This window comes from Pseudomonas gozinkensis (assembly GCF_014863585.1).
GTDB classification, from domain to species: domain Bacteria; phylum Pseudomonadota; class Gammaproteobacteria; order Pseudomonadales; family Pseudomonadaceae; genus Aquipseudomonas; species Aquipseudomonas gozinkensis.
The window spans coordinates 2,953,102-2,977,016 of record NZ_CP062253.1; the positions used below are offsets into that span (position 1 = coordinate 2,953,102).

Here is a 23,915-nt window from a genome sequence, read left to right on the forward strand (position 1 = left end):
CGAGTATTTTGCCGCCCCGGCGGTTAGCATGGCGCTACAACAATGAAACCGATGGACCACACCTTGATCGAACGACGCCAATTCAGCGGTGGCATGAAGGGCAAGAACCTTCGCTACCTGAACGAGCCCGCCAGCGGCCCGGGACGCATGACCCGCACCGGGTTTGTGCTGCTGGAGCATTTTTCCCTGCCAGCGTTTACCCAGGCGCTGGACACCATCATTACCTCCAACCTGCTGCGGCCCGGTCTGTTTTCCACCCGAACCTTCGGCCTGAGCGATGGCGAGGTGATCAGCGATCTGGGTTTGGTCATTCGCCCGGATGCGCGACTGGAGGCGGGCGCGATACAAGAACTGGATCTGCTGGTGATCTGCGGCGGTTACCGCACGGAGTTGAAAGCCAGCGACGAGTTTATCGGACTGCTGAAACTGGCCGCCGAGGCCGGCGTGATTCTGGCCGGGTTGTGGAACGGCTCATGGTTCCTGGGCCGGGCAGGGGTGCTGGAAGGCTATCGTTGTGCGATTCACCCGGAGCATCGGCCGGCGCTGGCGGAGATTTCCAAGGCCACGCAAGTCAGCAGCGAACCCTACGTGATCGACCGCGACCGGTTGACCGCGTCCAGTCCGTCCGGCGCATTCCACATGGCGCTGGACTGGATCAAGGGCCTGCACGACAAGGCGCTGGTCGAGGGCATCGAAGACATTCTGGCCTTCGAGGAATCCCGTTACCGGCGGATCAAACCGACCGAGAACATCTGCGTCAGCGCGCCGTTGCGCGAAGTGGTGAAGCTGATGGACGCCAATCTGGAGGAGCCACTGGAGCTGGAGCAACTGGCGGTGTATGCCGGGCGCTCCCGACGTCAGCTGGAGCGGCTGTTCAAGGAACAACTGGGCACCACGCCGCAGCGTTATTACATGGAACTGCGCATCACCGAGGCCCGACGTCTGCTGCAACACACCGAGCTGTCCCAGGTGGACGTGCTGGTGGCCTGCGGATTCGTGTCGCCAAGCCATTTCAGCAAGTGCTACAGCGCTTATTTCGGTTATCGGCCGTCCAAAGAAAAACGGCTCGTCAAATGACGAGCCGTTTGGCGTGCTGCTTCAGAGGTGATCGGCGTCGATGATCGCCTGAGCGAAGGCTTTCGGGTCTTCCTGCGGCAGGTTGTGGCCAATGCCGCCGTTGATCAGCCGGAACTGGTATTTGCCGGTGAAGCGTTTGGCGTAGTCCTCAGGTGCCGGGTGCGGCGCGCCGTTGGCATCGCCTTCCATCGTGATGGTCGGCACGCTGATCGACGGGGCGGTGGCGAGTTTTTGTTCCAGTGCATCGTACTGGCTTTCACCCTGCACCAGACCCAGGCGCCAGCGGTAGTTGAACACGGTGATCGCGACGTGATCCGGGTTCTGCAACGCCTTGGCGCTGCGGTCGAAGGTGGCGTCGTCGAAGGCCCATTTCGGTGATGCCAGTTGCCAGATCAGCTTGGCGAAATCATGGGTGTTCCTGGTGTAGCCCGCCTCACCACGGTCGGTGGCGAAGTAGAACTGATACCACCATTGCAGCTCGGCCTTGGGCGGCAGCGGATTCTTGCCGGCGGCCTGATTGCCGATCAGATAGCCGCTGACCGATACCAGCGCCTTCACCCGTTCAGGCCACAGCGCCGACACGATGTCCGCCGAACGCGCGCCCCAGTCGTAGCCGCCGAGCACGGCTTGCTTGATCTTCAGCGCATCCATGAAGTCGATCACGTCACTGGCCAGCGCCGCCGGCTGACCGTTGCGCACGGTCTTGTCGGACAGGAAATGCGTGTCGCCATAACCCCGAGCGTACGGCATCAGCACCCGATAACCCTTGGCCGCCAGCAGCGGCGCGACGTCGTCGTAGCTGTGAATGTCGTACGGCCAGCCGTGCAGCAGAATCACCACCGGGCCATCGGCCGGGCCGGTTTCGGCGTAAGCCACGTCCAGCAGGCCGGCCTTCACATGCTTGAGCGGGCCGAAGGGCAGGTCGGCTTTGACGCTGGCGGCTTCGGTCTTGACCGGCTCGGGTGCTGCGGTTTGCGCTTGAGCGAACGCGCCAAACTGCAGCAGCGCGGTGGCAAGAATCGACAGGCCTAGCAGGCAGCGACGGTTTTTCCCGGTGGTGACGGTGGCGTGTGGTGCGTGCTTCATGGCAAGTCTCCTTATGATCGGCGAGGGCCGGGTTCTGGCTGAACCCTTCGTGTCTGGCGTTCATTAAAGACTGGCCACGTATCTGCGCTGTTTCCGTTTTCGTCAGCTGATGCGCGGGCATGTATCCGGGAGGCGTTCGTACACACTGCGATACAAACCTGCGGCCAACAAAAAGCCCCGAATGTTCGGGGCTCTTGCTTGCCTTGGGCTTCAGGCCTGCGTGACGTGCTTGGGCCCGGCCAGCGCCCAGGCGATCAGCCCGAACAGCGGCACGAACACGATCAATACGATCCAGACGCCTTTGTTGCTGGCTTTCCCCTCACTCTTGCGCACCCGGTTGATCGCCCACAATTCGATGAGCAAAAGAACGACGGCCAGTACGATCCACGTGGTTTCAAGTTGCATGGGCTACCTCCTGATGGTCATTGGGTTAGGCGGGGCATGCCACTCAGGGTTCATTAAATTTGCTTGATCGCCTGCTTGGCGCAGGTGCACAAATGTTCTAAACGCTTCCGCAAAGTCGCGGTAACTTAGAGGTCTTCAACGACCAACACTGCCTTCGGAGCCTTGCGTGGACAAACGCAACTGGATCGAGCTGTCTCAGGATGCCGACACCGGCATCGAGTCGATTCGTGCCCATTTCCAGGGCCACGCCTACGATCCGCACTGGCATGACAGCTTTCTGGTGGGCGTCACCGAGCAGGGCGTGCAGCAGTTTCATTGCCGGCGCGTGCGCCATCTGAGTACGCCGGGCAAGATTTTCATGCTGGAGCCGGGGGAGATCCACGACGGGCACGCGCCGACGGAGGAGGGCTTCACCTACTCCATGCTCTACCTTGATCCGCACTGGCTGGAGCGCGAATTGCGCGTACTGTTCGAGCATGCGCCGGACAATAGCCAGCTCGGCTTCACCGATACCCTGAGTCAGGATTCGCGCCTGTCCACGGCCATCAATCAGGCCTTCAACGCCCTGCATCAAGGTGACTTGCGCATCGTGCGCCAGACCGCTATCGACACCTTGCTCGGTTCGCTGACGTCCCACCTCGACTGGCGTAAGCGTCAGCCGTTCGATCCGCGTCTGCCACGAGTGGCCCAGGTGGCGCGGGACTATCTGCATGCCCATGCCTTCGAGGACATCGGGCTGGACGATCTGGCCCAGGCCTGCGGGGTCGATCGCTTTCGACTGACGCGGGCGTTCAAGGCGGCTTTCGGCCTGGCACCACACGCCTACCTGATTCAGCTGCGACTGGCCCGCGCCCGCCAGTTGCTGGCCCGCGGCGAAACACCCGCCACCGTCGCCAGCGCCCTCGGTTTCGCCGATCAGAGCCATCTGGGGCGCTGGTTTCGTCGTGCCTACCACCTGACGCCGGCGGATTACCGCAAGCGCTGCTCAAACCTTCCAGACTGAACCCCGCGTAACCGCGACCATGAGCTCCTGTTCTGATTCGGGAGTCCTGTCATGGAATCGTTGTTGCCATTTCTGCTGTTTTCCTTCGTCGCCTCGATCACCCCGGGGCCGACCAATATTCTGGTGATGAGCCACAGCTCGCGGCGCGGCCTGATGGCGACAGTGCCGATCATCTTCGGCGCGTGTGTGTCGGCGGCGCTGGTGGTGTTGGTGGTCGGGCTCGGCGTGGGGGAAACCTTGCTGCGCTATCCTCGTGTGCAGCAGGCCATGGCCTGGGCCGGGGTGTTGTGGTTGAGCTGGCTGGCGTGGCAGATCTTTCGCAGCACGCCGCCGTCGTTGGACTCGGCGACAGAGGGTGAAACAGGCTTCAGCGTGTTCGGTGCCGCCGGCCTGCAACTGATCAACCCGAAGGTGTGGATGATGGCCGTGGCGGTGGTGAGTGTGTTTGGCGGCAACGGCGACGAGAGCGCGCGGATGCTGCTGTTGTCGGTGGTATTTCTGCTGGTCTGCCTGCCGTGCATGACGGCGTGGGCGCTGCTGGGCGTGGGCAGCGCGCGGTTCTTTGGATCGCCACGGGCGTTTCGGCGAATGAATGCCGTGCTGGCGTTTTTGTTGTTGGTGTCGGCCTGGTTGACGGTGTTGGTCTAGGCATCGGGACCTTCCGCATTCCTGACAGGAATGCACCGCATAAAATCAATGAATTTCTATTATCGATCTTCGTGACGTAGGGTGCTTCAAGGACACGGAGAAACGCCCTTGAACGCTTCCTCTACTCAAAAATTCGACACCTCCCGCGCCAATGAATACGGCAAGCAAAGCCGGATTGCCCTGGCGGGGTATGACGCTTGCCACGACCTTGCCGCGTGCATGCTGGCGGCCAGTCTCGGTAACGTAGGCTCGGCGCGGATTCTGGCGGTTGGCGCAGGCGGAACAGCTCAGGAAATCATAGCGATGGGGCGTCTGGAGCCAGGCTGGCGCTTCATGGCGGTTGATCCGTCCGAGCCGATGCTGACGGCGGCGACCGAGCAATTGCGGATACATGACTTGCTGGCGCGAACGGATCTGCATCTCGGGCCGGTCGACGATTTGCCTGCCGATGAGTCATACGACGCTGCTACGGTGATCGGCGTTCTGCATCATCTGGAAGGTGATGATGCCAAGCGAGCGCTTCTGCAATCCATTCGGGCTCGTTTGAAACCGGGTGCTCCGCTGATCGTGGCTGGCAATCACTACGCGTATGCCAGCCAACCGTTGTTGCTGGAAGCGTGGGGACAACGCTGGCGCCAGAACGGTGCCAGCGCCGATGAGGTGAAGGGCAAACTGGGAAAAATTCTTCAGGGTGCCGATCCTCCGCATTCCGAGGCAGCGGTGCAAAAGCTGTTGCATGAAGCCGGGTTTGGCGAGGTCACCCGGTTTTTCAGCAGCCTGTTCTGGGGCGCGTGGTTGACGCGTAGAACGAGCTGACCTGTGCCCTGGCGACGAATCCGACCACACGTATTTGAAATCCCCACCGTTGCCCCCCAGAATCGCGCCCCGATCCGGCCACCGGTGCCGGGCGTTCAGAGTGAAAGGGGTTGCGGTTGAACGAACAGACATTGTCCATGCGCCTGGAGCGGGTGGCGGCGCACGTGCCCGCCGGTGCGCGGCTGGCCGATATCGGATCGGATCACGGCTACTTGCCGGTGGCGCTGATGCGCCGTGGCGCGATCGCGACGGCGGTGGCGGGCGAAATGGCCGAGACACCGTTCCGTTCGGCGCAGCGCACTGTGCGCGAAAACGATCTTGAGCAGCAGATCGCCGTGCGCCTGGCCAATGGTTTGATGGCTGTCGAACAGGCAGACGGGATCACGGCGATTACTGTGTGCGGCATGGGTGGCGAGACCATCCGCGACATTCTTGAGGCCGGCAAGACGCGCCTGAGCGGCCGCGAACGTCTGATCCTTCAACCCAACGGCGGCGAGCAACCGCTGCGCCAATGGTTGATGGACAACGGTTACCGAATCCTTTGCGAAGAAGTGCTGCACGAAAACCGCTTCGACTACGAAATCATTGTGGCCGAGCGGGGCGGGCCGGTGATGTATACCGCCGAGGAACTGTACTTCGGGCCGCTACAGTTGCAAGCGCGCAATCCTGCGTTTGTCAGCAAGTGGCAGCATCGGCTGCGGCATAAGCAGCAGACGCTGAGCCACTTCGCTCGGGCGCAGCATGGGGTATGCGAGCAAAAGGTGCAGGATCTGAAGCAGCAGGTGCAGTGGATCACTGACGTGCTGGGGTGAAACCCTCGGGAATACTGAATGAGGGCGATCTTTTCTGAAGTCCGGTTTGCCCGGTGCTGCGCCTGCCAGCGCCACACCGGGCAATGAATCCAGCGCAATCAGCTACCGAAAGACTCCATCAACACCTGCACCAATTCACCGCCCTGAGGCGTCGCCCAGCTACCGGCCAGTTCGGCAATCAACTGGTTGGTGCTGGTCAGCGTGACACCGGCCTTGTCCATGCGGCGCAATGCGATGTCATCGGCTGCCTTGGTCGGTGAAGCGCCGGCATCGGCGACGACCTGGACTTCATAACCATCACGCACCAGCGAGAGTGCCGGGTAAACGGTGCAGACGTCGTTGGTGACGCCGGCGATGATCAGTTTCCGGCGACCGGTCGCCTTCACTGCGGCGGCGAAGTGTTCGTCGTCCATGGCGTTGACGATGCCAAGGCGTTTGATGCGGTTCGCAAACTCAGCCGGCAGGATCTGCTCAAGCTCACTCAGGAGCGGACCTTGTGCGTGCTCTTCCATGCTGGAGGTCAGCACGACGGGCATCTTCAGAATGCGTGCGGCTTTTGCGAGCATCAGGGCGTTGCGTTTGAGTTCTTCGAAAGCCATCGATTTGGCCCAGCCCATGGTCCCGACCTGGTGATCGATCAGCAGAAGGGCAGCATTGTCGGCACTGAAGTTTTCGTACGTCATGGTGGTTCTCCTGGCATTTGAAATGGGGGGAATGCCCCCGGTGGTGGAGTCAGCGAAGATTCAGATTTCCAAAATCACCCCGTTGATAGCGGGCCACGGCGGCGGTCAGGGCTTCTGAAGAAGAGAGCGCCATCGGGCCCTGCCAATGCACCGGCTGGTTCAAGGGCGTGCCTGAGAATACGACGGCCTTGGCGTTGCCGGTCGGCGCACTCAAGATGACGCTCCGATCCGCCCTTTGCGGGAGATTGACCGGTACTTTCGGATCGGACAGATCGAAGGGGTGGCCATCGACAGACACTTCGCCGTCTATGGGCATGACAAACGCCACATGGCCTTCGGGAATCGAGACACTCAGTTCGCGCCCGGCCTCCAGGGATATGTCCAGCAGTCGCACGTCGGTTGGCAGCGATAGAGGAGACACAACGTTTCGGAAGCTGCCCAGAGGTACTCGAACCTTCACGCCCGGCGAATGAACGACCGGCACCTCCTGAGATTCAACGCTGAAGGCAAACGGTGCTTGCGACTGTTTGTCCTCCGGCAGATTGATGAAAATCTGCAGCATGTGAACGGTCTTGCCGGGCTCGGCCGGAACTTCCTCGTGCACGACGCCATTGCCCGCCGCCGTCCAGTGCAGACCACCGGGCTGGATCAGGTTGCGATTGCCCAGTGAGTCCTGGTTATCGATACCGGTTTGCGAATCCATAAACAGGTAAGACACCGCCGAGAACCCTGCATGAGGGTGGGCCGGAAACGTCGGTCCGCTGATCCAGGCGTGATCGACGCCCAAAAACGGGTCGATCGGTTTCGCATGTCGATCGCCTCGCAGGGTGAACGCCCTGAATCGGCTGCCGTGGTTCATGCGCTGCAAACGTGCGGTGGTGAGCATGGCTGCGCTCCTCAAGCTTCTGCGGAGAGGGTCGGGTAGTCGATGTAGCCTTCAGGGCCCGGGGCGTAAAAGGTGTTTTTGTCCGCAGCGTTCAACTCGGCACCACTGCGCAAACGCTCGGGCAAGTCAGGGTTAGCGAGAAACGCACTGCCAAATACCACCGCATCGGCCTTGCCACTGGAAATCAGGGATTCGGCGGTATCTTTGTCCAGACCGCTGCCGATCAGGTAGCGCCCGGCAAAGAGAGGTCGCAGCGCTGCGTGGTAGTCGAACGTGGCACCGAACAGCGCGACATGCAGATAAGCGAGATTGAAAGCGCGCAGTTGCTCGACCAGGTGCGTGTAGGTTTCCTGCGGGTTGGCATCGACGATGTCGTTGAAGTTCATCTCGGGCGAAATCTTGATGCCGACCCGGTCACCGCCGATCTCATCCACCATGGCGGCGAGTACTTCCAGTACGAAGCGGACGCGGTTTTCAACCGGGCCACCATATTCGTCCTCTCGTTGGTTACTGCCGGTAGAAAGGAATTGCTCCGGCAGATAACCCGATGCCGCATGCAGCTCGACACCATCGAAACCCGCCTCGATCGCGCGGCGTGCAGCCTGGCGATAGCCTTCGACGACGGCGGCGATTTCGACGATGGTCAGGGCGTGCGGGATGACGAAATCCTGCAAACCGTTGGCGGTGTAGGTCTGTCCAGCGGCCTTGATGGCAGAGGGCGCCTGCGGCTGAGCGCCGTTGGCGAGCAATGAAGGGTGGGACACCCGTCCGCAGTGCATCAGTTGCATGAAGATGCGACCGCCACGGGCATGCACTGCGTCCGTGACCTGCTTCCAGGCCGCCACCTGTTCGGCGGTTTCGATACCCGGCGTTCGTGTGTAGCCCTTGCCGAGTGCAACGGGAAACACGCCTTCGGAAATGATCAGCCCGGCACTGGCGCGCTGACCGTAGTAAGTCGCGACCAGATCCGTCGGTACACCGTCATCATCGGCGCGCGAACGCGTCATGGGTGCCATGACGATACGGTTGGAGAGGGTGTGGCGGCCGACCTGGATTTCAGAAAAAAGTGGGTTCATCGCGGTGCTCCTCAGCAGTGATGGAGCTATCATCAGTCAATTCAAATTCGGGATAAATCCGTCAAAATTGAAATGACTGATCCACTGGTGGAGCAATCTTTTGGAATACCTGAACGACATGGCGTTGTTTGTGGAAGTTGTGAAAATGCGCGGCTTTCGTGGGGCGGCTGAATCGCTGGGCATGCCCAACTCAACGCTTTCCCGGCGTATCAGTGGCCTGGAAAAGGCCATCGGCTTGCGTCTGTTGCACCGCACGACACGCCGGATCGAGTTGACGGAGGCCGGGCAACTTTATTTCGAGCGCTGCAAACGGATCGTGGAAGAGGCGAGGCTGGCGCATGAGCAATTGGGCGAAATGCTTGCCCGGCCCAGTGGTTTGCTGCGGGTTTCGATGCCGGTGGACTTTGCCACTATTTATCTGGCGCCGCTGATTGCCGAGTTTGCCCGTGAATATCCGGGTATCAGCTTCGATCTCGACCTCACACCACGGCAGGTGGATCTGGTCAGCGACCCGGTCGATATCGTCATTCGGATGGGAGAACCGCCGAACTCAAACCTGATTGCCCGCAAGTTGGCGAGTATGAAACGTGGTTTTTACGCATCGCCCAGGTATCTCGAACTGTTCGGTGAGCCGGAGCAACCTGCCCAACTCATCAATCATGAGTGCCTCAGAATGCGCGGCTCCGGTTCTGACCGCTGGACACTTACCAGTGAAACAGGGAGCGAACAGGTGGAGGTCGGTGGACGTTTTGAACTCAACAGTGTGGGCATGCTCCGGCGCATGGCGTCTCTGGATCTGGGGATCGCGCTGCTACCGGAAGGTATCGCCGTCCAGGATGTGGCGAGCGGAACATTGCGCAGAGTGCTGGCGCAATGGCAGGCACCACCGGTTTCGGTCTACGCATTGACAGAGACGCGACTGCTCCCGGCCAAGACGCAACGTTTCATCGAGTTTCTGCGTGACAGGCTCGATTGCGCTTAGGAACGCACAAAGAATCGGTGTTGGACTCAAGCTGATATCATTCAACAACTTTCAAGCAGGCCAAAACACCATGAACCGTCAGAAAAAACTGCAACAGCTCTTCAAGGAAAAATCCAGAAAGGCCAACGCCAAACTGGCACCCAAGAGCAACAAGCCGAAGTACATCAGCAAGGCGGATCGCCTGAAACTGGAGGCTGAAGCGGGTCCAGAGTCGATTGGATCCACTGAAGTCTGATCCCGTTTTGCTGTAACCGGGCAGGGATCCTTACGTTGTGGGGCCTGACTCCGCTTGAGCTGACGTGTCAACCTCAGGTGGTAGCCTGAGGCTGTCGGTCAGGAAGCGGTCATTCGAAGTGTCGTCGAAGTCCGATCCGATTCATTTCCACATTCAAAGCATAGTCATCAGTGCGGCAACGATTTTTTCATGCCGCTCCTGAATTGCATCCTGCCCCCAGACGCGTCCATCGCTGACAAAACTATTGATCTCTCTCTGTTGAAAGTTATGGGTGTAGGTTTTCAGCTTTTCCGTGAATGGAATGTTGCCTACTGCACAGTTATGGGATTTGGAAAGCAGTAGATAGTTACCCAGGCAGTTCAGATATTCATGTTTGAAGGTATCGTCGTAGGTGTCATAGCCGTGGGGTAGCGACGAGGGTTCGGTAGTAGGGGCGATGTGTTCCAACTCGGGTCGCTTAGTGTCACTGTAGCGCCGCTGTGCATAGCCACGGTGTCCATCCCCTTCAAGGTGAACTTCATATTTCCACAGCAGGTGTTTCGCGATTCTGTGGTTGATCTCACCATCCAGGACAACAAGCAGTTTTTCGTTGTTCCAATAGGCCCACCACCAGTCACTCGAAGTCTTGAGACGCTCGATCCGATCAAGGATGGGGGCTATCGATGAGTTCTCGGTTAAAAAATTCTCGTAAACATCATTGATGCGAGAAGTAACATCCGCACGCGTGCCAATCAGGCGATGACGGACGATAAGGCTCTCAAAAGCCACGCAGAGCCTGTTTTTGTCAGAGAGACTCAGGCCAAATCGATAGGCTTTTAGAATGAATGGCAGTGCGATCGCGATCCCGCCAAGGCTTACCAATGAATGGATCGGGAAGTTTTTTTGTTCGTCCTCGCCAAAGAATACCGATAAGTGCTCAAAGCTGATGGCCAGGGAGTCAGTGAACGCCTGTACGAAGTCGAGTGGTGACGGCCCGGCCAGCATTTTCTCTACTCTGTCCAATGCCCCGCTCTCCCAGAGGGAGTTGAAATGAACACGGAGAGTGAACTGCAGCACTTCATCTTCATTGATTTTGTACTCAACCGCCGATATCGACTTGTAAATGGTCTCGAAGCGATTTTTGATCTCGTCGATAAGGCTGTCTTTTTGTTGTTGGTCCTCTCCGTGAAGGTGGATGGCATACATGAACTGCGCTTTTACCACCTCCAGATTGGATGGTCGTTTTCCGCGGTTATTCTGGAAAATGAACATCTGAATCGCTTCCGCTTCATCCCTTACAGGGTGCGTGCTGCACGAGGCTTGGGAAACGATTCTGAGCATGTCCGTCATGTACTCTTCAGATTGATCACTCAACATCATCTTGAAGTAATCGAAGGCCATGATCAGCCGCTTGGCTGAAGTGGTCTGTAAGGCAGGAATGTCGTGTCTGGATTGATTGATTACATAGTCGACATAGACCTGATTGTCATAGTCGACTGTTTTGAAGCGGATTTGCCTTTCCCGTTTGATCAGGTCCTTGTAGCAGTCCTGTTCATCTTCGGTGAGCGGCCGCTTGCGGTGCAGGCATGCGAATAGCGCTGCGAGGAAGAGGCTGATCGTGGTCAGACGTTGCTGACCGTCGATCACCCTGAACTCTCCTTGCGTCTCCTCAAACAGGAAGTGGCCGAAGTAATAGGGACTTCGAGTCTTGCTGCGCCGGTACGACTCAAGGTCGTAGAGAAACACATCCGTTTGCGTGGTACGGCTTGAGCCTTCGGTGGGCGTTTCCCAGGCATAGGCGCGTTGGTAGGCAGGAACAACAATTCGGTTGTTGGCCATCATGTTACGGATGGTCGTTGAGGCTTCCACAGAGTCTGTCCTTATGAATAGTGGCGTAGTGCCCATAATCTCTTGAGGCGAGAGATTTTGCACGTTCCACATACAGGTGCTCTGGTAGTCGACCTGTCCTCAGGTACTCGGCGGCTTCGCCAGTTCAATCCCCGCCGCCCCCAGCCGCTTGAGAATCTCGAACAGCAGATCACTCTTGGTCGTCCCGACAATCCTCGGGCTGGCGACATACCCGGTCACCGTCAACGTAATCCCGTCCGGCGTCAGCTTGCTGAAGCGCACGAACGGCGCCGGTTTTTCGAGGATGGTTTCGTGTTCCTTGTAGGTGTCGAACAGCAGGTTCTGCACCTGTTCGGGGTCGATATCCAGCGGGAACATCAGCTCCAGCGTCGCCACGCCCTGGGCGCTGCCGCCGAGGGTGACGTTGCGCAGGTTCTGCGAGATCAATTGCGAGTTGGGCACGATCACGATCGAGCGGTCGCTGAGCTGGATTTCGGTGGCGCGCACGTTGATCCGGCGGATATCGCCCTCGACGCCGCTGATGCTGATCAGGTCGCCCACCTTGACCGGGCGTTCGGTGAGCAGGATCAGCCCGGAGACGAAGTTCTTCACAATCTCCTGCAAGCCGAAACCGATGCCCACCGACAGGGCGCTGACGATCCACGCCAGGTTGGTCCATTGCACGCCCAGCGATGACAGGGTCAGCAGGATCACCACCGCATAACCGATGTTGGAAAACAGCGTGCTGAGCGAGGCGCACATGCCCGGGTCCATGTCGGTCTTTGGCAGGAACTCGTTGTCGAGCCAGCGGCGCAGGGCGCGGATCAGGTAGATGCCGATCAGCAGCGCCAGCATCGCGTTGAGCAAATGGCCGGGGACGATGTTCAGTTTGCGCAGGCCGGCGCCGCCGAGGATCGTGCCGATGTTGTTGGCCAGTTGGCCCAGGGTGGTGCCGATTCCGCCGACAAACAGTGTGATGACCGCCAACAGCAACAGCGCAGCCCGACCGAACCCGGCCAGCAGGGTCGAGGCCTGTTCGAGGCGTCGATCACCCACACCGAGCAGCTGTTTCAGCGCCTTGCCGCTTGAATGGCGGGGCGAGAAGAAATACTCGCAGCTGTCCTTGAGCAACTGCATCAGCAGGTAAAACCCGGAAAACACGATAAACGCCCACACCAGTTCGTAGGTGATGAACCGCGCCAGCGATACATACCCCGTCAGCAGGGCGCCGAACGACAGCACCATCGACAGGGTGGCTACGGTGTAAATCACCCCTGCAAAGGTGTTGCCCGACACCTGCGTATCCCCAGCCGCCACCAAGACTTTGCGCACTCTGCCGACACGCATCAGCAACGTCGTGACGATGCCCAGCACCACTATCGCAATCACTCCGCGCCCGGCGATCACGATCTGGCTGCTCATCCCTGAGGCATTGCTGACCTGCACCGCCGTGACCAGCACCAACAACGTCGCGGCCAGGATCCGCGCGAATGGCTGGAGCGTGTGTGCGACCTCGTCGGCCACCCCCGGCAGCCGCCATGACGGGTGCTCGGTGGACAGCAACGCGCGGCTCAGGCCGGTGATCAGCACGCAGGCGTAAACGACTTTCTCGAACTCATCGGAAAACGTCGCCAGCATCGGCGGCAACGGCACGTGACGGGTGCAGGCGTAGTACAGCAATTGCAGGGCGATGGCGGTGGTCGCGAGTGTCGCCAGTGCCGAGGCGAACGCCAGTGAACTGCGGCGCAGCCGACCCTCCGGCATGCGGTGAATGCACACCCACGCCAGCCAGCGGTCGGCCAGCCGCCGGCCCAGCGTCCAGACGATGAAGGCCAGCACCACCAGCAGCGCGGTGTAAAGGCGCTGGCCGGGTTGCCAGGCTTCCGCGCCGGTCTGTTGCACCTGTTCGACGAAAAACCGCAGGCGCTGGCGGTCGTCCGCCGATGGATTGAAAAGGGGCGTCCAGAAACCGGGATTCAGAATGCTGTGGGTGCTGAGCGTCAGTTCGCTTTCGAGCAACGTGCGGCGGATGCCGGCGATCTGGGTGATCAGATCCGTTGCGCTCTGCTTGAGGGTGGCGAGGTTCTTGAGTGCGGTATCGACCTTGTTTTTTTGCTCGATCAACGTCGCCCGCTGCGCCGCGATATCGGCTTGTTCGGCAGCGACCGCTTCGGCCGGCGCGGCCCCCAGCACGCCCAGTTGAACGGTCAATTGCGCCTGCTGCGGCAACAGCGATGCCGACAGTCGATCAATGTCCAGAATGAACGTCTGCACCCGGTCCTGCGGGCCTTCGAGCTGGTTGTAATTGTTGGCGGACGAGATCTGCTGCTTGAGCCCGTCGAGGCGCAGTTGCAGGGCTTGCAGATCACTTTGCGTGACGCCGGGGAGCGGGGCGCCGGTGCTGACATCGGCGGTGCCAGGCAAGTCGCCGGCCGACACCGCCACGAACCCCGAGCCGAACAGGATCAAAGCGACGAACATCAATGACTTCAATGCATTACGCATGGGACTGGCCGATTCCGGTTGATCACACAAACATTGAGGTTAGGTGATGGGACCGGCGGGCGCGGAAAAGTTTCGGTGACCCGGGTGACGGGCCACCGTTCGCGGCGTTGCGGTTGTTCAGATCGACCGCTGATTGACCCGCTGCATCAATTCCTCCGCCGACTCCTTGCGCTCGGAATAGCGATCCACCAGGTCCGGGCGATCACGCAGCAACAGCGTGAATTTCACCAACTCTTCCATCACGTCCACCACCCGGTCGTACAGCGCCGAAGGTTTCATGCGGTTGCCTTCGTCGAATTCCAGATAAGCCTTGGGCACCGACGACTGATTGGGGATGGTGAACATGCGCATCCAGCGGCCCAGCACGCGCAGTTGATTGACCACGTTGAAGGATTGCGAACCGCCGCAGACCTGCATCACCGCCAGGGTTTTGCCCTGGGTCGGACGTACCGCGCCGAGGGCCAGCGGCACCCAGTCGATCTGCGCCTTGAACACCGCCGACATCGCACCGTGACGTTCCGGTGAGCACCAGACCTGGCCTTCGGACCATTGCATCAGTTCGAGCAGTTCCTGGACTTTCGGGTGATCGCCCGGCGCATCGTCCGGCAGCGGCAGGCCCGAAGGATTGAAGATTCGCGTCTCGGCGCCGAAGTGCTCCAGCAACCGTGCGGCTTCTTCGACCAGCAAGCGGCTGAAGGAGCGCGGGCGGGTCGAGCCGTACAGCAACAGGATGCGCGGCTTGTGCGCGTCTTCGCCACGCGTGGTTTTTTGAACCAGTGAAGGATCGAGGTTGGGCAGGTCGGTCATGTCGGCTCCGGTTACAGCGTGCTGATGCGTTCGAGCTCGCGCTTGAGGGCATCACGGTCAAGTTCGGCGAAGGGCAGGGCGAGGAAGGCCCGGCAGCGGGTTTCGATTCGGGCGAGGGTGGCGTGGAAGGCGGCGTCGATGGTGCCTTCAACGCCGTGCACATCCGACGGATCTTCCAGCCCCCAATGGGCTTTCAGGGCCGGGCCGAAGTACACCGGACAGGCTTCACCGGCGGCCTTGTCGCACACGGTGATGACGATATCCGGCGGGTTGTCTTCGAAGGCCTCGTTGCCCTTGCTGCTCAACCCGGCGATGGAAATTCCGGCCGCCTGCAACGTGGTCAGGCTGCGCGGCAGTACCTGGCCCTTGGGGAAACTGCCGGCACTGACTGCTTCGAAACCGGCTGGCGCCAGATGGTTGAACATCGCCTCCGACAGAATGCTGCGGCAGCTGTTGGCGGTGCACATGAACAGGACGCGCATTTTCGGTCCTCAGCAGCAGGCAGACGTATTGAGCGGGCGATCGCCCATGGCCGCCAGCCGTGCGCTGTTTTCTTCCAGCCAGGCGGTGTTGGCGGCGAGCGTGGTTTCAAGCAGCGTGCGAATCCATGCCGGCAAATCGGGGTTCAGCCGGTAATAAACCCACTGGCCCTGGCGACGATCCAGCAACAGGCCGCAGGTGCGCAGTTGCGCGAGATGGCGGGAGATTTTCGGCTGACTGTCGTCCAGCGCGCAAACCAGTTCGCAGACACACAACTCACCTTCACGGGTGATCAACAGCGTGGCCCGGGCACGGGTTTCGTCGGCGAGGCATTTGAAAACGGAGGCGGGGGTGAGCATGACGATGCCTTCAGTACATATGGTTGTCCGAATATACGGATATCCATATGTGGTGGGCAAGCCTGGAGTTTGATGAAGGTGGCAGCTCTCGACCGAAGATTTTTTAGCGCAGGCGCTTCAACGCTTGCTGAACGCCAGCCGTGCGGCAAACAGCACGAAAATCATCCCCGTGGTGCGATCCATCCAGCGAATCACCTTCTCGCGACGCAGGAAACCGGACAGTGGCTGCGTCGCGCCAATCAACACCAGCGACCAGATCAGCCCGAGGACCACATGAATGCTCACCAGCCCGAACGTCCACGGCACCAGCGGCTGACCTTGCGGAATGAACTGCGGCAGAAACGATACGTAGAAAATCCCGATCTTCGGATTCAGCACATTCCCCAGCATGCCCTTGAAAAACCAGTTTGCCCCCGGCTTGCCGTCGCCCTCGGCCGGTGCCAGCGAGCGGCGAGGGCGCAGCAGCATGTTCAACCCCAGCCATGCCAGATACGCCGCGCCGCAATACTTCAACAGGTTGTAGGCCAGCTCCGACACCGCAATCAACGCCCCCAACCCAAACGCCACCGCCGCGCCCCACAACAGACAACCGGCATTGATCCCCAACGCCGCACGCAACGCCTGCTGCTTGCCTTCGACGGTGGCGGTGCGCAGCACCAGCGCAGTGTCGAGACCGGGCGTCAGGGTCAGCAGCGTGGCAGCGAAAGTGAAGGCGAGGAGGTTGTCGGCGATGGACATGGCGCGTGGGTTCCCTGTTCTGGATGAGGGGAACGGTAGCGGTTTCAGGCGGGGGGATCCAGCAGGGAAATCAGGCGCGGTTCGATGCGGTCGGGTTGTATCTCGAGGATCGCCAGCGTGACCGGCAACTTGAAACGCCGAGGGCCGGCGCTGCCGGGGTTCACGTAGAGACGATCACCGCGCCATTCGATGCGGGGTTTGTGGGAGTGGCCGGTGATGATGAGCCTGATGCCCGGATCGAGATCGGCGGGGACGTCGGCGATGTCGTGGAGGAGGAGGGTTGGCCAGCCGTTGAGGGTGAAGGTCAGAAGGTCTGGGAGATTTTCGGCCCACGGGCTGTTGAGATCGTTGTTGCCGCGCACGGCGTGGACAGGGGCGATTTTGGCCAGTTGTGCGAGGATGTCCGGGTTGCCTATATCGCCGGCGTGGATGATCTGGTCACAGCCCTGGAACGCGGCGAGGGCTTCGGGGCGGAGGAGGTTGTGGGTGTCGGAGATCAGGGCGGTTTTCATGGGGGCACCGTGGCGTTTTCGGGCAGAAGCTGATGTTTACGGCCAAAAGCGGACGCCGCCGTTACGCATGGTGGCGTCGAGTCATATCCAGACGTCGTTCAAGGCAGTCCGTTCACCGTCTTCATGCCCCGTGTTCAAAATGCCTCGTGGCTCGATCATCATCAGTTTCGCTTCACCTCGCGAGGCGGTCCTGTGCGCCACGCCGCGTGGCACCACATATAACTCACCCGGATTTACATGAACGCATCCCTCCGGCAAATCGATGCGTAGGGTGCCTTCCAGAACAAGAAATGCTTCATCAGTTTCCGGATGTGAGTGCCAGATGAATTCGCCTTCGATTCTAACCACCTTGAACTGGTAGTCGTTCATTTCCGCAACGACCCTGGGGCTCCACTGCTGTTCGATCAATGAAGCTTTTTGCGCGAGGTTTACGGGGGATGATGCTTGTGGATGAAGGGGCTCAGACATGACGGATCCTCTGTAGTTGGAGTCGTCAGCCTATAGAACAGGGTAGCTACTGTTCTTGTACGATCCTGCAAGTCAGCGGGCCAGTCGCAAGCGTTCCAGCCAACGCATGGGGGGGACCCCGTAGCAGCGCGTGAAGTGTCGGGTCATATGGCTTTGATCGTGAAAGCCCGCAGCAAGCGCGGCGTCCACCAGTGTGAAACCGTCAAGAACAAGCTCACGAAAACGGTCCAGACGACGTAAGGTGACGAAGCGGTAGGGACTGGTGCCATAGAGCGTCCTGAAGTCCCGTGACAGGCTCCAGCGTTCGCGTCCGCTGGAATGCTCCAGCATCTCCAGGGTAATGCTTAAATGCAGATTTTCCATAATGAAAGCCCTGGCGCGTTCGGCAGAGCGATAATCCAGGCGTTTGCGACCAGGCGGCTTGCCACCTACGGCACACAATGTCATTGCCAGATCATACAAGGCGTCCTGTTCCTCCAGCGTTTCCAGCGGATGATCCACCGCTCGCACAAATGCTTCGGTGGCGTGGTACAGGCGTGGATCGCTCGAGAGGCCACCGGCGATGAAGGGCAGAGGTTGCCCACCCAGGACGTTCTGGATCAGTCCAGGATCAACGTAGGCCATACGATAATGAAAACCTGCATCAGTGCCAGCCATACCGTCATGCAGTTCGTCAGGGTGTAACACAAGTGTGTTGCCTGGCACACCATGGCGCAGCGACCCCTTGTAATGAAAACTCTGCACACCTGCCAAGGTGCGGCCTATCGAGTAGGTGTCGTGACGGTGTGGGTCATAACCGTGGCTGCCGAACCATGCTTCGATACGCTCTATGTTGCCGGGTTGAGCACTGCGGATTACCCAGTCGGCGCTGGCAGGTCTGCTTTTTTTTCGGTCCATGAAGGTATTTTCCGTAGATGCACAGTATTTGGGTGCTGTAGACGAGATCAGCAGTCGAAATAATCCTCATGATTCAACCTCGAAGGCACTTGACCCTGCTCTCCGTAAGTTAGCTGAGCAAGACCAGTGCCCTCCACCAGAAAACGAAGTCGCTCTCAATTGTCAGCGAGTTCTCATCATTTACTTTGGCATCAACACTGTATCGACGACGTGTATCACTCCATTGGACTGCATGACATCGGCGATGGTGATAGCTGATTTTCCGCCTTTGGCGTCCTCAACCCACAACTTGCCATCGTGCAGCCAGACAGTAAGAGACTCTCCCTGAACGGTTGTGAGCATGACCTTGCCGCCATGCATTTTGGCGTCCTCCATGAGTTGCCTGGCGGTATGAGTACCGGGTACCACGTGATAGGTGAGGATCTTGGTCAGATCGGCTTTGTGCTCGGGCTTGACCAGCGTGTCGACTGTTCCGGCCGGCAACTTGGCGAAGGCCGCGTTAGTGGGAGCGAAGACGGTGAAAGGCCCTTTGCTATTAAGTGTATCGACCAGGCCGGCGGCTTTGACAGCTGCAACCAGCGTCGTATGGTCTTTAGAGTTGACGGCATTCTCTACGATGGTTTTGTTTGGGTACATGGCTGCCCCGCCAACCATCACGGTATCCGCAGCAAAGCTGAGTCCGGTGTTGATGCATAGAAGGGTAAAGCAGGCAATCGCAAAGCGTTTGATGAGCGTGTGCATGATACGTCTCCTTGATTTTCAACCCTTCGTATGAGGGTGACGTACTTACGTAGGAGACAGCGAACCGGATGCACCCCCGCGAAAAATAAATCAAGGCAGCTTTTGGCTGGTTATCGACCTTGCATCGGTTGGCCAGCCGTGCCCTTCGAGAGATGAGGGACTTGTCATGAACATCTTCGCTAACAACAGGCATTAGCCCGGCAACAAGGACAAATTGGTACGGCCTTGGTTTTTACCGAAAGGTTATAAAAAATCATATAAACCTAATTGCCAGCTTTATACCAAGTCAGAGTTATCACGGATTATTTAACTTTTCGTGAGGATTTGGGGATGTATAGATGGTCATTATCCTTACAACACAACGTAAGGAACTGGTCATGTCAGCCCTGCCCCGAACAACTCGCGTTGCTGATCTATCGCCGAAGAGTATTCATCCTCGCTGGTTGAGGCTGACTCACTGGATTAATGCGTTGGCCGTGTTGGTAATGGTCACCAGTGGTTGGCGAATCTACAACGCTTCACCTTTGTACGACTTCAGCTTTCCCAAGTCATTGACACTTGGAGGCTGGCTAGGCGGGGCACTGCAATGGCATTTCGCGGCAATGTGGTTGCTGGCCATAAATGGCATCGTCTACCTCAGCATCAATGTCACCAGCGGTCGTCTTCTTAAAAGGTTTTTGCCGGTATCACCAAAAGGTGTTTTTCATGATTTTTGGGCGGCGCTGAGAGGGCGATTGGGCCATGGTGACCCGAGCCACTATAACCAGGTTCAGCGAATCGCTTACCTTTTTGTCATGTTCGACGTCGCTGTGATGGTGGCTTCCGGACTGGTGCTGTGGAAGTCCGTGCAGTTCCCCATTTTGCGGGTATTGCTAGGCGGTTATGAAGGGGCGCGGCAGGTGCACTTTGTTGGAATGTCGCTGTTGATGGCCTTCCTTGTGGTTCATTTGGTGATGGTCGCTTTGGTTCCCAAGACTCTGTGGGGGATGATCGTCGGCCGGAAGGAATCCGTATGAAAAAGCGCAATGAAGCACCTGACGAGTCGTCTATCCTGATCGACGCCCGGAAAATATTGGCAGCGCGAATCGATGATCGCTCACGGCGCTCGTTCTTGTTGCGCAGTCTGACCCTTGGTGGCGTGGCAATGCTGTCGGGTTGCAACATCACCGACAACGACAACGTCGAAGCCGCGCTGTCCTCCATGTCGCGCTTCAATGACCGGGTGCAAGGATGGCTGTTTGATCCTGACAGGCTCGCACCGACCTACCCGCAATCCATGATTACCAAACCTTTTCCGTTCAATGCCTTTTACGGCATCGATGAAGCGCCCACTGTGGTCGAGGAAAACTATCGGCTGGAAGTGACTGGCCTGGTGGCCGACAAGCGAAGTTGGAAGCTTGAAGAGTTGCGAGCCATGGCGCAGATCGAGCAAATCACCCGACATATTTGCGTGGAAGGTTGGAGCGCAATAGGCCGATGGGGGGGCGTTCGGTTCAGCGACTTTCTGAAGCGGGTAGGCGCTGATACGGATGCAAAGTATGTCGGTTTCAAGTGTGCCGACGATTACTACACAAGCATCGATATGGCCACTGCATTGCATTCGCAAACATTGTTGACGCTGACATATGACGGCGCCGTGTTACCCCGTCAGTACGGTTTTCCGATGAAACTGCGCATGCCGACCAAGCTCGGCTACAAGAACCCCAAACATATACAGGCCATTTTTGTCAGCAACACCTATAGCGGAGGCTACTGGGAAGACCAGGGATACAACTGGTTCGGCGGTAGTTGAACCGTGTCTTGCAGCATCAACGCGCAGCAAAACTGCGTTCATTCGTAACCTACGCTTCAGGAGTTACATCATGAAAAAACTCGCCTCCGCTGTACTTTCCATGTGTCTGGCATTAGGCGTAGCCAGCGTGTATGCAGCCGATACAATGAGCAATGACGGCATGAGTAAAGACACGATGTCAAAGGACGCCATGAAAAAGGACACGATGAAAAAAGACAATATGTCCAAAGACTCGATGAAGATGGATAAAGGGTCGAAGGACACCATGAAAAAAGACAGCATGTCGAAAGACGAGATGAAAAAGGACGCAATGTCCGATGACGCAATGAAGAAAGATGAAATGAAACAGTAAATTGGCCTTTAAGATTGCTGTTGAGTTAAATCATTCGCGTGTGACTGAGCCGCCCTGTTGGCGGCTCGTTTTCCTGGCCAATCAAATCTTCCAGTTTCTCCGGGCTTTTCCTCAGTTCGACTCCGATACTGAGTCTCGCTCCAGGTTCGGCAGTGTCCGCAAGTAACATTGTGCCTATGTGCCTGGAAGGTTGACCTCGAGATAACTTCAAAAAAGATTGATGGGTGTGAGCCAGTAGCGAATCCGGAACCCCGGTACGGATCAACCCTCCCTCTTTGATCTACTCCTGAGTCGATAGAAAGGCGCGCTGCATTAACTGATCGGTTTGGGTGAAGTCGAATACCGAAGCACTCAAAGGGCACAGCGGGGCGACGACATGGATAGAGGCTCGCGAGGCAAACAATTCAATGTCACGTACTAGTTGACGCATGCTCATCAGATTAAGTGTGTGCAATGCCAGCGCCACAAGTCCTTTCGGGGGAGCAGGACAAGCGCAACCAAACCCGGTTGGTACGACTACAACTCGCGTTGCTCCTAGCGAAACCAAGCGCGGTCGCCGACGAAACTGTGTTCGTAGATAACGAAACGGGTATTGGGGCGTGCCTCTCGAGCCTTGGCAATTTCCTTGGCATATTCTTCAGGCGTTAACGTGCGGTCACCCAGTTCATCGTGCCGGATGTACGCTTGCGCCATGCACTGAGGAATCAGATCGTATTCACCCTCATGCCAGACGCGCTCCCAACGATCAAAAATGTCCTTATACAGTCGTTGACGAAAGGGCAACTCGAAGTCGATTTCTACCTCGTCGAGCGCCAGAGGCGGCCGTTATGAAACTCGCTGGACTTGACCCTGGTGACCTGAAGCTTGATGAAACAGCCTATTGGATACCTTAGGAAATTAGGAATACTCTCTGAACGCACTCATTTGAACCGCAGATCCATGACCAACCCAGAATTCTCTCAAGACATTAATGCTATCCATCGCATCGAAGCTGTGCCGGTGATATTGAGCATGGTCAAGCACCTCACTGGAATGCGGTTCGCCGCTGTCGCCAGGGTCACTGATAGAAACTGGGTGGCGTGCGCAGTAGATGACTCCATCGAGTTCGGCTTGAAACCCGGCGACGAGCTGGTGCTTGAGTCAACGATCTGTCATGAAATTCGCCAGCACAGAAAACCGGTCATTTTCGGCCACGCCAGTGAACATCCCGTTTTTTCCCTGCATCACACGCCCAGAACCTATGGATTGGAAAGCTATATTTCTATTCCGATCATAAAGGCCAACGGCGAGTTTTTCGGGACATTGTGTGCAATCGACTCTGTGCCAGCTCATCTCGATGAACCGGCCATTGCCAACACGCTTACGCTTTTCGCTCAATTGATAGCGATGAGCCTCGATGCCCAGAACAATCTCGAGATGACCCAAGCGGAGTTAGCTAATGCCCAGGAGCACGGAAGGTTGCGCGAACAATTCGTCGCCGTACTCGGGCATGATTTGCGCACCCCATTGAGCGCCATTCGCATGAGCGCCGATCTGCTGGAAACCAAAACAACGGACAAAAGATCGCTTAACTTGATTTCAGCCATTCGTACCAGCTCCACACGCATGGGCACCCTGATCGAAAACGTGCTGGATTTTGCCCGGGGTCGAATGGGGGGCGGAATTCCAATCAGACGCCAACTTGTCGATGATCTGGGCCACACACTACGTTTGACTCTGAATGAGGTTCAGATCTCGCATCCTCGAGCTACATTTAATGAATTGGTAGACATACCGACCGGTGTCTATTGTGACCCTCTGCGTATCAGTCAGTTGCTTTCTAACTTGCTGGGGAACGCCGTCACCCACGGCTCATTAGCGTCGCCTATCACTATTAAGGCCGTTACTGAATTGGACGAAATTATTATATCTGTGACCAACCAAGGCACGCCGATACCGCCGTTCTTGTCGCCCTTACTGTTTGAACCTTTCACCCGATCAGAGGCTGGGCAACGTGGTGAAGGCTTGGGCTTGGGACTTTATATCGCCTCCCAAATTACCACTGCGCACGGGGGCAACCTGAGCGTGGTGTCCACACTAGAATCGGGAACTTGTTTCGTAGCGAGATTTCCCGCTCGACTCCAATGAGCCTAATAGACAATCTTCATCCCGCAGATCATTGTTGAAGACAGCCAGGTCTTCATTCGGTTGCTCGCTAAGGCACGATGGAGCCTGGCTGTGACCGGTTGAATCCACAGTCGAAAGCTGCCATTCCCCATGGCAGCTTCGGCCAACGCTTATTCCCTTTGTCGCTCCGAACTAGCCGGTTACCCAAGAGGGCAAAGCGTTTAGCTCTTCACCTCAACATGATCCAACGCCTGATTCACCGCCAACTCACTCAACATCACCAACTGCGCGATCCCGATCGCAGTCTTGCGATGAGCAGGCTCCAGCGTGGCCGCAAAGTTGTTAAGCATTTCGCTCGCCGAACCTAGTGATTCGCTGGCGTTGGCCAGCAAAGATTCGGTGTCATACGCTGGGTTGGCCAGGTACATGGGGTCGTGTTTGTGGTGGCTGCCCATGATGCGTTGTTGGGGGGTGAGGTAGTGGTCGAGGGCGCGTTCGGCGGCTTCGTTAAGCGTTCGTGAGTCTGGGAATTTGTAGGGGGATACCGGATCGGTTTCCGGGGGATTCGGTGTTGGTTTGATCATGGTGAAACTCCTAATTATTTAAAAGGAGCCTTCACCCT

The 23,915-nt window shown here is 57.9% G+C and carries 28 protein-coding genes and 1 pseudogene; 11 read left to right on the forward strand and 18 right to left on the reverse strand.

The features are described 5' to 3' along the window. Positions 1-51 precede the first annotated feature (51 nt). Positions 52-1,077: a GlxA family transcriptional regulator gene (locus IHQ43_RS13070; RefSeq protein WP_192564990.1), complete on the forward strand. Its 1,026-nt coding sequence runs from the start codon at positions 52-54 to the stop codon at positions 1,075-1,077. A gap of 21 nt (positions 1,078-1,098) precedes the next feature. Here IHQ43_RS13070 and IHQ43_RS13075 read toward each other — a convergent pair whose 3' ends face one another. Together IHQ43_RS13075 and IHQ43_RS13080 are read right to left on the reverse strand one after the other, a co-directional pair. Further along, positions 1,099-2,163, reverse strand: coding sequence for an alpha/beta fold hydrolase (locus IHQ43_RS13075; RefSeq protein WP_192564690.1), 1,065 nt, complete (start codon positions 2,161-2,163; stop codon positions 1,099-1,101). 210 nt (positions 2,164-2,373) lie between these two features. Then, positions 2,374-2,568 (reverse strand): PLDc N-terminal domain-containing protein, encoded by a 195-nt coding sequence (locus tag IHQ43_RS13080; protein ID WP_007955366.1) that lies wholly within the window; start codon positions 2,566-2,568, stop codon positions 2,374-2,376. A gap of 166 nt (positions 2,569-2,734) precedes the next feature. On the opposite strand from IHQ43_RS13080, the gene IHQ43_RS13085 reads away from it, so the two are divergent. From IHQ43_RS13085 to IHQ43_RS13100, 4 genes are all read left to right on the forward strand, one after another. After that, positions 2,735-3,571 carry an AraC family transcriptional regulator gene (locus IHQ43_RS13085; protein ID WP_103387259.1) on the forward strand — a complete coding sequence of 279 codons (837 nt, stop codon included), beginning with the start codon at positions 2,735-2,737 and terminating at the stop codon, positions 3,569-3,571. Between the two features lie 51 nt (positions 3,572-3,622). Continuing rightward, complete coding sequence (locus IHQ43_RS13090) at positions 3,623-4,219, forward strand: LysE family translocator (protein WP_192564691.1); 597 nt, start codon at positions 3,623-3,625, stop codon at positions 4,217-4,219. Between the two features lie 108 nt (positions 4,220-4,327). Then, positions 4,328-5,035 (forward strand): class I SAM-dependent methyltransferase, encoded by a 708-nt coding sequence (locus IHQ43_RS13095; RefSeq protein ID WP_192564692.1) that lies wholly within the window; start codon positions 4,328-4,330, stop codon positions 5,033-5,035. A gap of 116 nt (positions 5,036-5,151) precedes the next feature. Next, positions 5,152-5,847, forward strand: coding sequence for a tRNA (adenine(22)-N(1))-methyltransferase (locus tag IHQ43_RS13100; protein WP_192564693.1), 696 nt, complete (start codon positions 5,152-5,154; stop codon positions 5,845-5,847). A 98-nt stretch (positions 5,848-5,945) separates the two neighbouring features. Here the strand turns inward: IHQ43_RS13100 and IHQ43_RS13105 are convergent, their stop codons facing one another. Genes IHQ43_RS13105 through IHQ43_RS13115 form a run of 3 tightly spaced genes read right to left on the reverse strand, consistent with a single transcriptional unit; the run spans position 5,946 to position 8,492 of the window. Then, positions 5,946-6,530 (reverse strand): isochorismatase family protein, encoded by a 585-nt coding sequence (locus IHQ43_RS13105; protein WP_192564694.1) that lies wholly within the window; start codon positions 6,528-6,530, stop codon positions 5,946-5,948. Positions 6,531-6,579: 49 nt separating this feature from the next. Beyond that, positions 6,580-7,416 carry a pirin family protein gene (locus tag IHQ43_RS13110; protein ID WP_192564695.1) on the reverse strand — a complete coding sequence of 279 codons (837 nt, stop codon included), beginning with the start codon at positions 7,414-7,416 and terminating at the stop codon, positions 6,580-6,582. A gap of 11 nt (positions 7,417-7,427) precedes the next feature. After that, positions 7,428-8,492 carry an alkene reductase gene (locus IHQ43_RS13115; RefSeq protein WP_192564696.1) on the reverse strand — a complete coding sequence of 355 codons (1,065 nt, stop codon included), beginning with the start codon at positions 8,490-8,492 and terminating at the stop codon, positions 7,428-7,430. 100 nt (positions 8,493-8,592) lie between these two features. Here IHQ43_RS13115 and IHQ43_RS13120 point away from each other — a divergent pair, with 100 nt between their 5' ends. After that, complete coding sequence (locus IHQ43_RS13120) at positions 8,593-9,474, forward strand: LysR family transcriptional regulator (protein ID WP_192564697.1); 882 nt, start codon at positions 8,593-8,595, stop codon at positions 9,472-9,474. A gap of 70 nt (positions 9,475-9,544) precedes the next feature. Beyond that, the gene (locus tag IHQ43_RS13125) at positions 9,545-9,709 is read left to right on the forward strand and encodes a DUF2986 domain-containing protein (RefSeq protein ID WP_192564698.1); all 165 of its coding nucleotides are present in this window, start codon (positions 9,545-9,547) and stop codon (positions 9,707-9,709) included. Positions 9,710-9,862: 153 nt separating this feature from the next. On the opposite strand, the gene IHQ43_RS13130 is transcribed toward IHQ43_RS13125, so the two are convergent. From IHQ43_RS13130 to IHQ43_RS13175, 10 genes are all read right to left on the reverse strand, one after another. Continuing rightward, positions 9,863-11,557 carry a DUF262 domain-containing protein gene (locus tag IHQ43_RS13130; protein WP_244142265.1) on the reverse strand — a complete coding sequence of 565 codons (1,695 nt, stop codon included), beginning with the start codon at positions 11,555-11,557 and terminating at the stop codon, positions 9,863-9,865. Positions 11,558-11,656: 99 nt separating this feature from the next. Continuing rightward, positions 11,657-14,041, reverse strand: a complete 2,385-nt coding sequence (locus IHQ43_RS13135; RefSeq protein WP_192564699.1) for a DUF3772 domain-containing protein — start codon at positions 14,039-14,041, stop codon at positions 11,657-11,659. 117 nt (positions 14,042-14,158) lie between these two features. Further along, entirely contained in the window at positions 14,159-14,848 is a 690-nt protein-coding gene (gene arsH / locus IHQ43_RS13140; RefSeq protein ID WP_192564700.1) for an arsenical resistance protein ArsH, read from the reverse strand. Between the two features lie 11 nt (positions 14,849-14,859). Continuing rightward, positions 14,860-15,330 carry an arsenate reductase ArsC gene (locus IHQ43_RS13145; RefSeq protein WP_192564701.1) on the reverse strand — a complete coding sequence of 157 codons (471 nt, stop codon included), beginning with the start codon at positions 15,328-15,330 and terminating at the stop codon, positions 14,860-14,862. Positions 15,331-15,339: 9 nt separating this feature from the next. Then, positions 15,340-15,687, reverse strand: coding sequence for a metalloregulator ArsR/SmtB family transcription factor (locus IHQ43_RS13150; protein ID WP_085611839.1), 348 nt, complete (start codon positions 15,685-15,687; stop codon positions 15,340-15,342). A gap of 117 nt (positions 15,688-15,804) precedes the next feature. Next, positions 15,805-16,425, reverse strand: a complete 621-nt coding sequence (locus tag IHQ43_RS13155) for a LysE family translocator (protein WP_192564702.1) — start codon at positions 16,423-16,425, stop codon at positions 15,805-15,807. Between the two features lie 44 nt (positions 16,426-16,469). Further along, positions 16,470-16,937, reverse strand: a complete 468-nt coding sequence (locus tag IHQ43_RS13160) for a metallophosphoesterase family protein (RefSeq protein WP_192564703.1) — start codon at positions 16,935-16,937, stop codon at positions 16,470-16,472. A gap of 81 nt (positions 16,938-17,018) precedes the next feature. Then, positions 17,019-17,405 (reverse strand): cupin domain-containing protein, encoded by a 387-nt coding sequence (locus IHQ43_RS13165; RefSeq protein ID WP_192564704.1) that lies wholly within the window; start codon positions 17,403-17,405, stop codon positions 17,019-17,021. A 72-nt stretch (positions 17,406-17,477) separates the two neighbouring features. Next, positions 17,478-18,302 (reverse strand): AraC family transcriptional regulator, encoded by an 825-nt coding sequence (locus IHQ43_RS13170; protein ID WP_192564705.1) that lies wholly within the window; start codon positions 18,300-18,302, stop codon positions 17,478-17,480. A gap of 180 nt (positions 18,303-18,482) precedes the next feature. Next, entirely contained in the window at positions 18,483-19,043 is a 561-nt protein-coding gene (locus tag IHQ43_RS13175) for a fasciclin domain-containing protein (RefSeq protein ID WP_192564706.1), read from the reverse strand. 377 nt (positions 19,044-19,420) lie between these two features. Between IHQ43_RS13175 and IHQ43_RS13180 the strand changes: the two genes are divergently transcribed. The 3 genes from IHQ43_RS13180 (at position 19,421) to IHQ43_RS13190 (ending at position 21,187) form a co-directional block, all read left to right on the forward strand. Then, the gene (locus tag IHQ43_RS13180) at positions 19,421-20,059 is read left to right on the forward strand and encodes a cytochrome b/b6 domain-containing protein (RefSeq protein ID WP_192564707.1); all 639 of its coding nucleotides are present in this window, start codon (positions 19,421-19,423) and stop codon (positions 20,057-20,059) included. Then, on the forward strand, positions 20,056-20,835 hold the full coding sequence (locus IHQ43_RS13185; RefSeq protein WP_192564708.1) for a molybdopterin-dependent oxidoreductase: 780 nt from the start codon (positions 20,056-20,058) through the stop codon (positions 20,833-20,835). The genes IHQ43_RS13180 and IHQ43_RS13185 overlap by 4 nt, the downstream gene beginning before the upstream one ends. 70 nt (positions 20,836-20,905) lie before the next feature. After that, positions 20,906-21,187 carry a pentapeptide MXKDX repeat protein gene (locus IHQ43_RS13190; protein WP_192564709.1) on the forward strand — a complete coding sequence of 94 codons (282 nt, stop codon included), beginning with the start codon at positions 20,906-20,908 and terminating at the stop codon, positions 21,185-21,187. A 220-nt stretch (positions 21,188-21,407) separates the two neighbouring features. On the opposite strand, the pseudogene IHQ43_RS29570 reads toward IHQ43_RS13190, so the two are convergent. Beyond that, positions 21,408-21,731, reverse strand: a pseudogene (locus IHQ43_RS29570) (patatin-like phospholipase family protein); the annotation flags it as partial. Then, positions 21,722-21,970, reverse strand: a complete 249-nt coding sequence (locus IHQ43_RS13195) for a hypothetical protein (RefSeq protein WP_192564710.1) — start codon at positions 21,968-21,970, stop codon at positions 21,722-21,724. The pseudogene IHQ43_RS29570 and the gene IHQ43_RS13195, both read right to left, overlap by 10 nt. A 156-nt stretch (positions 21,971-22,126) precedes the next feature. Here IHQ43_RS13195 and IHQ43_RS13200 point away from each other — a divergent pair, with 156 nt between their 5' ends. Beyond that, positions 22,127-23,314, forward strand: a complete 1,188-nt coding sequence (locus IHQ43_RS13200; protein ID WP_192564711.1) for a GAF domain-containing sensor histidine kinase — start codon at positions 22,127-22,129, stop codon at positions 23,312-23,314. A 200-nt stretch (positions 23,315-23,514) separates the two neighbouring features. On the opposite strand, the gene IHQ43_RS13205 is transcribed toward IHQ43_RS13200, so the two are convergent. Further along, positions 23,515-23,877, reverse strand: a complete 363-nt coding sequence (locus IHQ43_RS13205) for a DUF6124 family protein (RefSeq protein WP_192564712.1) — start codon at positions 23,875-23,877, stop codon at positions 23,515-23,517. Between the last annotated feature and the right edge of the window lie 38 nt (positions 23,878-23,915).